Here is a 13,310-nt window from a genome sequence, read left to right as displayed (position 1 = left end):
ACCACAGTGTGTATATTTGAACCAGCAGAAACGAAAGGAATCTTAAGTATGAAATCCAACATTACAGGATTGGCTCATATCGGTATATTCGTCAAAGATATAGGCAAATCTATCGATTTTTATAAACGCTTGGGATTTACGCTTGATAATAACGAACAAACCGACAACGGAACCCGGCTTTCTTTTCTCAGTGCAGGCACATGTCTCATCGAATTGATTGGGATAAGCGAAGAACGTACCGCAGGGACAGTCGACCATATTGCTATGACTGTCGATAATATCGAGCAAGCTGTCGCAAACGCCAAAGCAAATGGTATCAACATAGACGCGTCACGTATTATGAGCGCGCCTATGCTCGGCGGCATAAAGAACATATTCTTTACAGGTCCGGACGGAGAAACATTGGAATTTTTCGAATATTGCAAATAAGCATTCTGTTCCCCGCCTTAAAGCATTAACTATCCCAATCCCTCAAAATCATCATGAAGTGTGAATTATGACTTTATTTATCCGAACATTCGGTTGCCAACAAAACGTCCGCGACAGTGAAATGGCGGCAGGGCTGCTGACAGCGCAAGGTTATGCGTTGTGCGATGCGCCGGAGGCTGCCCATGTCATTTTCATCAACACCTGCACCGTGCGCGACCACGCCGAAAACAAGGCGTTAAGCTACATCGGGCGGCTAAAATTTTTGAAACGCAAGAATCCGGAATTGCGCATTATCGTCTGCGGTTGCATGGTGGCACAGCCGGATATGGCTAAGAAATTGCAAAACGAGTTTCCGCAAATTGATATTATCATTGCACCGGATGCTTTGCCGAAATTGCCCGAGCTTTTGCGCCATAGCTTGTCTGACGGCACGCGGGCTGTCGATATTGAAGAAGACGATGCTTGGCACGAGCAGTTGCCGGTTGTGCGCGGCTCTTCGGGACAGAATGGCAAGCGCGATGCTTTGGTAACCGTTATGCGCGGGTGCGATAACTATTGCAGCTACTGCATTGTACCGTATGTGCGCGGACGCGAGCGCAGTCGTGGTGTTGGCGATATTGTAGACGAAATTACGCAAGCCATTGCCGAGGGCTACAAGACTATTATGCTGCTTGGACAAAATGTCAACGCCTACCGCGACGGCGACTGCGACTTTCCGGCACTCTTGCGCAAAATTAACGCACTAGACGGTAACTTTTCCATCAGCTTTATGACCAGCCACCCCAAGGACGCGAATTTGGCGCTGTTTCAAGCCATGGCAGACTGCAGCAAAGTTGAAAAACACCTACACCTGCCGTTTCAGGCGGGCAGTGACGCCATGCTTTCCGCAATGAACCGCAAATACACACGAGAGGAATATTTGACGAAAATTGAGCAATTGCGCGAGCTGATTCCCGATGTGCGCTTGACGAGCGACGTGATCGTCGGCTTTCCCAGCGAGAGCGATGCGGATTTTGAAGACACGTTGTCGCTGCTGGAGACCGTGCGGTTCAAGCAATTGTTTACATTTCTGTTTTCGCCGCGTAAAGATACGCCGGCGGCAAGTATGGAGAATGTTGTGCCGGAGGATGTGAAGAAGGCACGATTTATGCGGTTGTTGGAGGTGCAGAGGACGATTGAGAACACAAAATTGTAGGGGCGCGCATTGCGCGTCCAATGTCTGTGTTGGGAGACGTCGCGCACGAGCGCGAGGGAGAAAATCACCCGCCGTTGCGACGGCACCCTCTTTTCTGAAAGAGGGCGAGGAGGGAACGAAACTAGAATGTTTCTTTACAACCAAAAATTAAAACAACGGGCACGTGACTTGCGCAATAATGCTACACCGCAAGAAAATAAACTTTGGTATGGATTCTTACGTACACACCCTCGCCGTTTTTTACGACAAGCCATCATAGGCAGTTATATTGTTGATTTTATCTGTCACTCACAGAAGCTAGTCATCGAACTGGATGGGCAGCACCATTACACTGACGTAGGTAAAGACTACGACGCTATACGCACAAACTATCTCAACGGCTTAGGCTTACATGTTTTGCGATTCTCCAATACAGAAGTAGATACATCTTTTCAAAGCGTCTGCAACGTTATCCAACAACAATTAATTTCACGCTAATCCCTATCTTGCCCTCTTTCGGAAAAGAGGGTGTCCCACAGGACGGGTGATTTTCCTGTCCGCGCCGTGCGCGATTTTCACACAAAAAGGAGCAACACCCATGTCACAAAAGAAACCCTTAACGCCCATGATGCAACAATACTACGACCTCAAGAACGAAAACGAGGGTTATATCCTGTTTTATCGGCTGGGCGACTTTTACGAGATGTTTGACCATGACGCGCGTTTGGTCAGCTCTGAGCTTGATTTGGTGCTGACGACGCGTGACAGAAACGTGCCGCCCGAGGAACAGACACAGATGTGCGGCGTACCGTATCATTCGAGCGAAGCGTACATCGCGCGGCTAATCGAGCGCGGGTATAGCATTGCCGTTTGTGAGCAGATGGGCGACCCGGCACTTGCCAAAGGATTGGTTGAGCGCAAAGTTGTGCGCTATCTCACGCCCGGTACGGTCACTGAAAGCACCTGTTTGGACGAGAGCACCAACAATTATCTCTGCGCCTTAGCATTTAACGAAGACGGCGTGGGATTGTGCTTTGCCGACATTTCGGCGGGGCAAATTTTCGCCACATCGTTATCAAAAGAAGATGGCGTTGCCGCGCTGTGCGATGAATTGGCGCGATTTAATCCGCGGGAAATTATCCTTGCCAAAACCGCTGAGCCGTGGGGTGATTGTTTGACGACGCATCCGGCCGCTATTTCGCGCACCGATGATGAGGCGTGGCAGTTGAAAACGGCGCGAAAAGCCGCCGAAGAACTCTTTGGCAACAACATTCACGGCGACGATTGGCTGATAACGGCTGTCGGCGCGACGACGGCGTATTTGCGTAAGACGCAGCAACAGCTTGACGGGCTGCTTGATAAGTTGCAAATTTATCGACCCGAACTCTACGTTTCGCTCGACGCTTCATCCCGCAGACATTTAGAGTTGACCGAAAGCCTTTCGGGCGGCAAACGCGGCAGTTTGCTGAGTGTATTGGACAAGACAGTCACACCGATGGGTAAGCGGCTGTTGCGCAATCGTATTGACCGCCCACTGCGTTCGACTGATGCCGTCAGCGCTCGGCTTGACGCAGTGCAAACGCTGCACGGAAACACTATGCTGCGCAGTGAATGCATGGATGCTATGAAATCGATGGCCGACATGGAGCGCCTCATCGCACGCATTTGCGCCAACACCGCCAATGCGCGTGATGTCACAGCACTGTCGGCGGCTTGTCTGCAAGTGGCGTTGTTGAAACAGCAGACTACGGCATTCAAAGGGCAATTATTGCTTGATATTGATACGCGTATTGAGCCACTCAATGATATCGCACTAATGATTAACGAAGTGCTTGTCGATACACCGCCGTTGAAATTGTCCGAAGGTGGGCTGATTAAACACGGCTGCCACCAAGAGGTCGATGACCTGCGCACCATTATGCGCGATACCAAGGAATTGGTTGCCAATATGGAAACGGCTGAACGTGAGCGCACCGGCATTAAAGCCTTGAAAGTCAGCTACAACCGTGTGTTTGGCTATTATATTGAAATCTCAAAACTGCACAGCGACAAAGCCCCAGCGCACTACGACCGCAAGCAAACACTGGTCAACTGTGAGCGATTTATCACGCCGGAGCTTAAAGAGATGGAGGCCACCATCCTAACGGCAAAAGACCGCTTGCAAGCACTTGAAGAAGAGCTTTTTGCCAAGTTGCGCGTTGACGTCGCCAAGCACGCCGAGCGCATTCGCCGCACTGCCACCGCCATTGCCGAGCTAGACGTATTATGCAGCGCGGCGGCCGTGGCTGTGGCAAACGACTACTGCCGCCCATACTGTAATGACGGCGACGCCATCAACATCCGCGAGGGACGGCATCCTGTTGTTGAGGCGTTATTGCGCGACGCGCCCTTTGTGCCCAACGACACACTGCTTGACCGCCATGAAGAGACGATTGCCATCATCACCGGCCCCAACATGGCGGGTAAGTCAACCTATATGCGGCAGGTCGCGCTGATTGCGCTCATGGCGCAAATGGGCTTTTTCGTGCCGGCAAAAGAGGCGATGATCGGCATGGTAGACGCCGTTTTCACGCGCATCGGTGCCAGCGATGATTTAACAGGCGGGCGCTCGACTTTCATGGTAGAAATGACGGAAGTGTCGCACATTTTGACACACGCCACGCCCAAAAGCCTGCTGATTTTGGACGAAATCGGACGCGGCACCTCCACCTTTGACGGCATGGCTGTTGCGCAGGCCGTGCTGGAACATATCGCCAAGAAAATCGGCGCACGTTCGCTCTTTGCCACACACTATCACGAGCTGACCGACATGGAACGCGACCTGTCCAATGTTGTGAATTACAACGTCACGGCGAAAAAACGCGGCGAGGATATTGTATTCTTGCGCAAAGTCGTGCGCGGCGCGGCAGAGGGCAGCTACGGCGTAGAAGTAGCCAAATTGGCAGGATTGCCGAAAACTGTTGTCACTCGTGCGCAGACGTTGCTAAAAACCTTGGAAGACAACGCGGCGAGAATTGAAACATCAGGCGAAGCTGTTGCCGAAAAGCCGCAGTTGTCGCTGGCCGATCTGTCGGCATTGGAGCTTGTACTGCAACTGGCAAGCATTGCACCGGATACATTGACGCCGATTGAAGCAATGAATACGTTGGCGGAGCTGCATGGAAAGGCGCGGGACGTGAGGGCGTGAGGTGGTATATCTCGTTAATGCACGGCAATCTGCCGCCCGTGCATATACAGTTGACGTTTCGTTGTGATTGTTTATGTCACTACAAATCACGCCCCCACCGAAAACACGCCCCATACAACAAGCGCAAACATCCCAAAAATAGCCACACCTATCAAAAAGAGAAGCACCCTATAACGCGTCTTTTCATACAACATATTCCCGACGAACTCGGTTACACCCGATATAACCATCGCCGCAACCAATCTGTCGGACGGTCTGTACGGGATCCAGTCACCAAATCGCTCCTGCCAACGCAAATACTCCAAAAACATAATAATGCCTGCCGACACTACCCCTATCGTCCCAAGAATTATTAGCACTATGCCGATTGTATCTCTGTTAATTTGTAGCTTCACCACAGCAGCATTTTCCCCTACTGCGTTACCGCATGACGAACAAAACCCTGCCCCCTGCGTAAGTTCTCCGCCGCACGTTCTGCAAAATTTATCCATCTGTATTGCCTCCCCCAATAGTGCGTTTATCGCATTATTTTTTTATTTTACTGCATAATTCGCAGTAAGTCAACCCCCTTTCGCTTTACACTCATCGTAGGGAGGGGGCGATGACGAATGAAGCCACGGCAAGTATTACTCGGCGACAAAAATATTGTCGGCGCGAAAGTCTATACACTGCGAACCAAACGCAAAATTAAACAAAAGGATTTTCTCGCACAATTGCAAGTGCTTGGCATGGACATCAGCGCGACAGGGTTGTCGCGTTTGGAGGGACAACACCGCCTTGTGCAAGACTTTGAAGTCGTATTTTTGGCAAATGCGTTGAATGTCACCGTCAACCACTTGCTAGATGCGTAGAATTATGGTAATCTATATATGTTAGGGACGGCAGAATGCCGCCCCTACGATTTCCCCGAATTTCGAGGTAAACTCCATGCCAAACATACGCAAATTACCACAACACATCGCCGACATGATTGCTGCCGGCGAAGTTGTTGAGCGCCCGGCAAACGCTGTCAAAGAATTGCTCGAAAACGCCATTGACGCCCATGCTCAACGCATTACCGTTGAAATCGAGAAGGGCGGCGTGGTATTTATGCGCGTTACCGATGATGGCCACGGCATGGATGCTGATGATATGCGTATGGCATTTGAGCGGCATGCCACCAGCAAAATCACGCAGGCGGAAGACCTTGATGCCATTGTGACGCTGGGCTTCCGCGGCGAGGCATTGGCAGCCTTATCCGCCGTCAGCCGTGCAACGATGACATCACGGCAGCAGGGTAGCGAAATCGGACATGAAATCCGCGTTGAGGCGTCAAATGTCATTGATGTGCAAAACGTTGGCTGCCCGATTGGCACAACTGTCACGGTGCGCGATTTGTTTTATAACATTCCCGCTCGCTATAAGTTCCTCAAAAAGGACTCCACTGAGGCGGGTTACATACAAAGCGCCGTCATGCGGGCAGCGTTGGCACACCCTGAAATTTCAGTGCGATTTATCAAAGACGGGCAGGAAATCTTTCAAACGCCGGGCGACAACAACTTGCAGTCTGCAATTTACTGCCTCTACGGGCGCGACATTGCCAACAATATGCTGACTGTCGGTGACACCTACGATGGCATTGGTGTTACGGGTTTTACCGGCAATCCATCCATTGCGCGCGGCAACCGTGCCATGCAGATTTTCATTGTCAATGGACGGCCTGTCAGTGCCAAAGTCATGATGGCGGCACTTGAAGAGGCGTACAGCAAAACGATCATATCGGGGCGGTTTCCCATATGCGTACTGCATTTAGATATCGACCCCGGCGACTGCGATATCAATGTACACCCGGCAAAATCGGAAGTCAAATTCATGCGCGAAAAAACAGTCTTCGAGGCGATATATATCGCCGTGCGGAACGCTTTGCAAATGACAGACGGTGTTGTGCGCCCGGATTTTAGGAGCGTTGAAACGCCCGCAGGGGATTCACACCCGAGCATCCCGCGACAGGACGCAAATGAACGTCGTAATGAAAATATTACGCCCTATGCGCCATCACCACAAATGACATTGCAGCAATCGATTGTGCCATTCGTACGAAATGCAGATGTTATAGGGGACGCTACCCCAAGCGTCCCACAAAGTTCACCCACACCACCATCTATTACAGATACGCCATGCGCGCCCTTACATACCGAGGCACAACGCACTGAAGACACCGCGCCCTACACGACCCCCACATCATCACCACAAACAACTCTCGACCCCATCACCCCCTGCCGCGTTATCGGTGAGGCGTTGGGCGGCTATATCCTCATCGAAGAGGAAGGGCAAATTCTGCTGTTAGACAAGCACGCCGCGCATGAACGTATTCTCTATGAAAAATGGCGTGACAGTCAGCCGGAAATCTTGTCGCAACAACTCCTTGCACCCATTGTCGTGCGGTGTGAGCCAACCCAATGGGCCATTTTGACACAGCAACAAGAATTGCTGGCAAAAATCGGCTTTGAGTTAGAAGATTATGGCGATGGAAGCTTGCTTTTGCGCGCTATTCCGCATGACATCGACCCTTCACAGGCGACGGCCATGCTCGATGAAGTGGCAACGCTATTGCAAAACGGTCATCGCACCAAGCAGTTGCGCACGCGCGACGAGGCATTGAAACAACTGGCGTGCAAAGCAGCTATCAAAGTTGGCGGCAGCAGCCAATACGCCGAAATTGAGTCACTCGCCAATGCTGTGATGGGCAATCCCGACTTGCGTTATTGCCCACACGGGCGACCTGTTTTGGTGGCATTGAGCCGTAAGGCAATCGAAAAATTATTTTTGAGGGCATGAGCATGGATTATATCATAAGACACGCACACATTGGGGATGTGCCGCGTATGTCATATGTATATGCCACATCTTGGCGTACAGCATTTCGCGGCACGTTGAGCGATGAGTATTTAGACAATTTGGCCGACGACCATTGGGTAGAAACATTTACCAAAAATTTTAACGGGGAACACGTGCCTGCACCGCGTGGGTTGGTGTGCGCAGTTGACGGCGTAGTTATTGGCGCATTGCACTACGGCCACTCACAGGACGAGCGTTGGCCTGATGACGGCGAAATTTGCTCTTGCTATATGCTACCCGAATTTTGGGGACAAAATCTCGGCCATGCAATGATATCAAAAGCGATGGAACACCTGCGCTTTGACGGGTACAAGACTGCATACCTATGGGTGCTGGACAACAACCTACGCGCGCAGAAAGCGTATGCACGGCTTGGTTTCACGTCTGAGGGCACATGTAACCCTATGCATTTTGCAGGGCGCAACATTACCAATATTCGCTACGTGGTGCAATTATGAGCCATGTCATTGCCATCCTCGGGCCGACGGCATCTGGCAAAAGCGCGCTTGCCATGCAACTGGCGTGTAAACATAACGGAGAAATTGTCAGCTGTGATTCGGCGCAAATTTATCGCGGCATGGACATCGGCACAGCAAAACCCACACGGCAAGACCGCGCCGAAATCCCTCACCATATGCTCGACATCGCCGACCCGCGTGAGTCATACACTGCCGCACGTTATGCCGATGAGGCTTTACAATGCATTGAAGACATCCGGCAACGCGGCAAGGCGGCCGTTGTGTGCGGCGGCACGGGATTTTATTGGCGTTCGCTGTACCGTGGGCTTTCAGACGCGCCGAAAGGCGACTTGGCCCTTCGAGCTAGACTAGACTTACACGACGGCCAAGATTTGCACGATAGGCTTGCCGTTGTTGACCCTGTTTCGGCTGCTAATATTCCTGTCAACAACAAACGCCGCGTCATTCGTGCTTTAGAAGTCTTCGAGCTGTCGGGCAAGCCGCTATCGAGTTTTGAAGCTCATGGTGCACCGCGTTTTGACGCCGAAGTTTTGGCGTTGCGCTGTGACCGCGCTGTTTTATACGACCGAATTGAACGGCGCGTGGATGCTATGATCGAGAGCGGTTTGCTTGATGAGATTCGAGGTTTGCTTGACAACAGCGTAAGTCCGTCATCGCAGGCTATGCAGGCGATCGGATACAAAGAGTTTATCGGTGTTATTCAGAACAAGTTGCCATTGGAAGAGGCCGTCTCGCAGTGTAAGCAGAACACACGACGGTATGCCAAACGGCAGATGACGTGGTTGGCGCGGGAAAATGATATGCGATGGATTGATGTGTAGAGATATGATGCCCTCATCGCGCCTTAACATAAGAGGAGAAAATTATGCCAAAAAAACCACTCAATAAACGACAAGACCACCCCATCATTAAGCTCATGTGCTTTTTGCTGGCTCTTTTTGTGTTGTTTTTTATGGGGTATCATTTGATAGGATTTATTAACGACCCCGTCATTTTGGTCAATCCCATCATGCACACGTCAGAGGAGACGTTGAACATTGACGGCTATTTTATCCGCAACGAAACAGTGCTGCCGCGCGCGCCGGGTGTGATACAGCTGCACGTTGATGAGGGTACAAGGGTCGGCACAGGGCAATTGCTCGCCTCGCTGTACGAACGGATTGAAGATTTAGAGCACACCGCGCGCATTCACGCACTGGACGCGCGGCTGGAGATGCTGCGCAATATCCGTGACAATGCCGATACTGTTGCCGACGCCAGCGCGCTGGACCAGCTGATTTTTGAGCAACTGTCCGTGTTGGCGCACGCCGTTGACACAGGCGCTACCTACGAGTTGTACGGCGAAAGTCAGGATTTACGGCGACTGATGTTTTTGCGCGAGCACACATTTGAAGATGCTGCCGTCATCAATGTTATGATCACTCAAGTTGAAGACGAACTACGCGAACTGCAAGCTTTGCAGCGGGCGGCGGAGAGCACGATTACCAACACGCTGCCGCCGGCATTTTTTTCGGCGTACGTTGATGGCTATGAAGAGATTTTATACCCCGGCATGCGGCAGAATATTACTGTCGCGATGCTACGGGACCTGTCAAATTTGCGCCGCGAGGTGGACAGCGAACGCGTGCTTGGTAAGTTGGTGCCGGAGTTCCATTGGTATTTCGCCGCCATTATGCCGACTGAGCAGGCACAGCGTTTGGAGCGTGATGTCACCATTCGCTTTTCGCAAGGACTTTGGGCAACCATTGAAATGTGGCGCGACCGTGTGGGCAGTGATGAAGATGGCATGAGCGTTGTCGTCTTCCGCTCACGGGAAAATATGGCGGGCACCATTCGCGCACGGCGGCAATCGGCCGAAATTATCTTCCGCACACACCGCGGGCTGCGCATTCCCAAAAATGCCTTACATCTCAACGAATATGGCGAAACCGGCGTGTTTGAACTGGTCGCCGGCATAGCGCGTTGGAATCCGGTAGAGATTATTTACTCGAGTGAGTCGTACTATTTGCTGGAATTTGACCGCGTCGACCCGCGAGCGTTGCGGGATAGCGATGAGTTAATCATTGGTGCAGGGTTGTATGACGGGAAACGGGTCGGATAGGTAAAAATGCGCTTGACGCGGGAAATCAATATTTATACAAAAAGCTAGGTTATAGGATGATTAGGGTTGGCCCTTACGATGATATTGTGGGCGTGTTTTATGAGAAAATATTTTGATAGCTAACAAGCGCTCACATATGACAATCTGCTACCCCTGCAACCAAGGAGAATAAACACTATGACAAACATACAATCCATCCTTATGGAAGTCGACCATCTGGCACAAACGGCAGACTATGGCTCTGTCACTGCCGTCGGCGTGACCAAGACACAGAATAGCGATACAGTCATCCGCGCTATCAAAGCCGGTATAACTGTTGTTGGCGAAAACCGCGTACAAGAATTGCTTGCCAAGCACCGTGACGGTGCATACGACGGTGCGAATTTGCATTTCATCGGGCATTTGCAGCGCAATAAGGTGCGTGACATCATTGATAAAGTGGATATGATCCAAAGCCTCGACTCGTTGCGACTTGCCGAGGTTGTCGACAGCGAGGCAAAGCGCATCGGATGTGTGATGGACGTATTGTTACAAGTTAAAATGGGCGATGAAGATAGCAAATATGGTTTTCCGCCAAAAGAAATTATGTCAACTTTTGGGCAAATTTCGCGCTTTAAGAACCTGAAAATCCGCGGACTTATGACAATCCCGCCACCGTCAAACGGTGTCAACAGAGGCAATCTAAAATTTTTTTCCAAAATGAGGCAAATTTATGTTGACATTCGTGAACAAAGCGTGTATACTAATTCTGTAAACTCTTTCGATGTCCTTTCGATGGGCATGAGCGACGACTATCGCGATGCCATTGCGGCAGGTGCCACAATGGTGCGATTGGGATCAGTGCTATTCGGACAACGAGAATGAAACCTTGGCGCGTTGCGAGTCACCGCGCCCTACAAAAAGTCACAAGGAGATACTTACTATGGGATTTGTTAATGCGCTTAAAGATTTTCTGAAACCGGATGACGAGTATTTGGACGAAGAGACAAACGGGGGCGAATTGTTCCCACCGTTGCGCAAAAAAAACGCAGAAACGGCCCAAGTGCCGAGCGATGAGAAAGTCGTCAACATTATGGCGGCGACGCAGCACCGTGTTATCATCTTGTCGCCCAACAGCTTTAAGGACAGCTATGATTGCATTGCCGACCACCTGCGCAATCGTCATATCTTGGTCATCAACCTTGAGCGCACCAACAAGGACGACGCGCGTAACTTATTGTATTTCATCGGCGGCGTGGTCAACGCGCTGGACGGTCAGCTCCAAATTATTGCTACCAACACTTACATGGCAACCCCGACTTGCGTGCAGCTCGAAGGCGTTGTTGAGGATTTGCTGGGGCAGTTAGAGAACGTTTACATAGGTTAATTGTTTGTGATATACTGTTTAGGCGACCCTTGCTGCATCGGTCGCCTTTTCGCTATAAACATGAGAGGATGATACACCATGCCAAAACTAGATTTTTCCACGCAAGCCAATCAGCTCATCAACTGCCCTGTCGTTGCCTATCACAACTTCACCGAAGAGGTTGAAGGCGACATGTTCGCGACATCGACGGCCGCAAAATTTGAGCAAGACATGACGGCCTTGCTCAATGACGGCTACACGCCTATCTCGCTGAAACAGCGCTATGACTGCATCAACGAACGTGCCGAATGGCCGGATAAGCCCTTTGTTTGTACAATGGACGACGGTTATGAGAGCAACTTCACCCTTGCTTATCCAATTTGCAAGCGGTTAGGCGTACATACCGACATTTTTATCGTGACTGACACCATGGGCGCGCGCCCCAAAGACGGTGTTGTGGGTACGCCGCATTTTACGTGGCAAGAAGCCAAAATCATGGAAGACAGCGGCTTTGCCACCATGCAACCGCATGGAAAAATGCATGATAACACAGCCATCATGTCGCCGGACGAGTTGCATGAGCAAGTCTTTGGCTGCATTGCCGATATTGAGGAACACTTGGGCAAGCGCGCGTTTACGTCATACGCTTTTCCCGGCGGGCACGGCCCTGTGTATATCTATGAGAATTTCACGCTTCTGCACAAATGGGGCATCGACCAGCAGTGCATGAACTTCTGGTGCGTTGAGCCAAAATACCTGCCGTTTAACCTTATCGTGCGATTTGTTGTCGGGCAAGATGAATGCATTTTAGAAAATCTTGCAACATATCAGCAGGGGTTGCAGGAGCGGCTGCTGTGAGCAAGACGCTTTATATCTCCGATCTTGACGGCACACTGCTCAACAGCAACGCCGAGCTATCTGACTATACAACTGACAAACTCAACGCGCTGATTGCCGACGGCTTGCACTTTACCGTTGCTACGGCGCGAGCATCACAGTCCACGCAGAAAGTTTTGGCGAACCTCAATCTGCGCCTGCCTATTATTCTGATGAACGGCGCGTTGATATACAACTTGGAGCAGCAATGTTACGCCAAAATCAACACGCTTTCACCCGAGGCTGCCTTGGCAATAATTAACATACTGCGTCAATTTGATACAACCGCCTTTATGTACGAGTGCAATGACGGCGAATTTATAACCTATCACGAAGCCTCTAAGTCACAAATAATGCGCGATTTTATCGCCGAGCGCATCGCAAGCTATCAAAGAAGATTTCGGCATATTGAAAACTTCAGCAACGCCTCGTATAAACATATCATCTACTTCACGCTGCTCGATACACATGAGCGGCTTTTGCCGATTTATAACGCGCTGCAAGTGCTGTCGGGGTTGAATTGCGTACTGTATCACGACACCTATCGCAAAGGTTTTTGGTTCTTGGAGATTTTCAGCGTTGACGCCTCCAAACAGACTGCTGCCGATTACTTGCGGGAAACATTTGGTTTTGAACGGCTCATTGGGTTTGGTGACAATCTCAACGATTTGCCGTTGTTCGCGGCTTGCGATGTCAAAGTTTCCGTAGAAAATGCCGTTGCCGAGGTTCGGGCAGCGTCCGATTTTGTTTGCGACAAAAATGATAGGGATGGCGTGGTGAAGTGGTTGCTTGATATTTGACACCGCCCGTCTTTTCCTGTTATAATTTCTTCATGATATGTA

At 50.6% G+C, this 13,310-nt stretch carries 14 protein-coding genes; 13 read left to right on the top strand and 1 reads right to left on the bottom strand.

Annotated elements, in window-relative coordinates; genetic code table 11:
• The first annotated feature begins 48 nt into the window (after positions 1–48).
• The 4 genes from FWE06_03585 to mutS all read left to right on the top strand — a co-directional run bounded on the left by FWE06_03585 (position 49) and on the right by mutS (position 4,790).
• Positions 49–429, top strand: a complete 381-nt coding sequence (locus tag FWE06_03585; protein MCL2546263.1) for a VOC family protein — start codon at positions 49–51, stop codon at positions 427–429.
• Between the two features lie 67 nt (positions 430–496).
• Complete coding sequence (gene miaB / locus FWE06_03580; protein ID MCL2546262.1) at positions 497–1,624, top strand: tRNA (N6-isopentenyl adenosine(37)-C2)-methylthiotransferase MiaB; 1,128 nt, start codon at positions 497–499, stop codon at positions 1,622–1,624.
• 126 nt (positions 1,625–1,750) lie between these two features.
• Positions 1,751–2,101: an endonuclease domain-containing protein gene (locus FWE06_03575; GenBank protein ID MCL2546261.1), complete on the top strand. Its 351-nt coding sequence runs from the start codon at positions 1,751–1,753 to the stop codon at positions 2,099–2,101.
• A gap of 100 nt (positions 2,102–2,201) precedes the next feature.
• A complete protein-coding gene (gene mutS / locus FWE06_03570; GenBank protein MCL2546260.1) occupies positions 2,202–4,790 on the top strand; it encodes a DNA mismatch repair protein MutS in 2,589 nt (862 codons plus the stop codon).
• An 86-nt stretch (positions 4,791–4,876) separates the two neighbouring features.
• Here the strand turns inward: mutS and FWE06_03565 are convergent, their stop codons facing one another.
• Positions 4,877–5,281 carry a hypothetical protein gene (locus FWE06_03565; GenBank protein MCL2546259.1) on the bottom strand — a complete coding sequence of 135 codons (405 nt, stop codon included), beginning with the start codon at positions 5,279–5,281 and terminating at the stop codon, positions 4,877–4,879.
• 117 nt (positions 5,282–5,398) lie between these two features.
• Here FWE06_03565 and FWE06_03560 point away from each other — a divergent pair, with 117 nt between their 5' ends.
• The 9 genes from FWE06_03560 to FWE06_03520 all read left to right on the top strand — a co-directional run bounded on the left by FWE06_03560 (position 5,399) and on the right by FWE06_03520 (position 13,268).
• Positions 5,399–5,641, top strand: coding sequence for a helix-turn-helix domain-containing protein (locus FWE06_03560; GenBank protein ID MCL2546258.1), 243 nt, complete (start codon positions 5,399–5,401; stop codon positions 5,639–5,641).
• Positions 5,642–5,717: 76 nt separating this feature from the next.
• The gene (gene mutL, locus FWE06_03555) at positions 5,718–7,607 is read left to right on the top strand and encodes a DNA mismatch repair endonuclease MutL (protein ID MCL2546257.1); all 1,890 of its coding nucleotides are present in this window, start codon (positions 5,718–5,720) and stop codon (positions 7,605–7,607) included.
• A 2-nt stretch (positions 7,608–7,609) separates the two neighbouring features.
• Positions 7,610–8,125 carry a GNAT family N-acetyltransferase gene (locus FWE06_03550; GenBank protein ID MCL2546256.1) on the top strand — a complete coding sequence of 172 codons (516 nt, stop codon included), beginning with the start codon at positions 7,610–7,612 and terminating at the stop codon, positions 8,123–8,125.
• The gene (miaA, locus tag FWE06_03545) at positions 8,122–8,967 is read left to right on the top strand and encodes a tRNA (adenosine(37)-N6)-dimethylallyltransferase MiaA (protein ID MCL2546255.1); all 846 of its coding nucleotides are present in this window, start codon (positions 8,122–8,124) and stop codon (positions 8,965–8,967) included. The genes FWE06_03550 and miaA overlap by 4 nt, the downstream gene beginning before the upstream one ends.
• A gap of 44 nt (positions 8,968–9,011) precedes the next feature.
• Positions 9,012–10,247: a hypothetical protein gene (locus tag FWE06_03540; GenBank protein MCL2546254.1), complete on the top strand. Its 1,236-nt coding sequence runs from the start codon at positions 9,012–9,014 to the stop codon at positions 10,245–10,247.
• A gap of 177 nt (positions 10,248–10,424) precedes the next feature.
• The gene (locus FWE06_03535) at positions 10,425–11,111 is read left to right on the top strand and encodes a YggS family pyridoxal phosphate-dependent enzyme (protein ID MCL2546253.1); all 687 of its coding nucleotides are present in this window, start codon (positions 10,425–10,427) and stop codon (positions 11,109–11,111) included.
• Between the two features lie 58 nt (positions 11,112–11,169).
• Positions 11,170–11,613 carry a cell division protein SepF gene (locus FWE06_03530; protein MCL2546252.1) on the top strand — a complete coding sequence of 148 codons (444 nt, stop codon included), beginning with the start codon at positions 11,170–11,172 and terminating at the stop codon, positions 11,611–11,613.
• A 78-nt stretch (positions 11,614–11,691) separates the two neighbouring features.
• On the top strand, positions 11,692–12,450 hold the full coding sequence (locus FWE06_03525) for a polysaccharide deacetylase family protein (protein ID MCL2546251.1): 759 nt from the start codon (positions 11,692–11,694) through the stop codon (positions 12,448–12,450).
• On the top strand, positions 12,447–13,268 hold the full coding sequence (locus FWE06_03520; protein ID MCL2546250.1) for a Cof-type HAD-IIB family hydrolase: 822 nt from the start codon (positions 12,447–12,449) through the stop codon (positions 13,266–13,268). The genes FWE06_03525 and FWE06_03520 overlap by 4 nt, the downstream gene beginning before the upstream one ends.
• Positions 13,269–13,310: the final 42 nt, after the last annotated feature.

The organism is Oscillospiraceae bacterium (genome assembly GCA_009780275.1).
GTDB lineage: Bacteria > Bacillota > Clostridia > Oscillospirales > UBA929 > WRAI01.
This window is presented reverse-complemented; position numbering and strand designations above follow the sequence as displayed.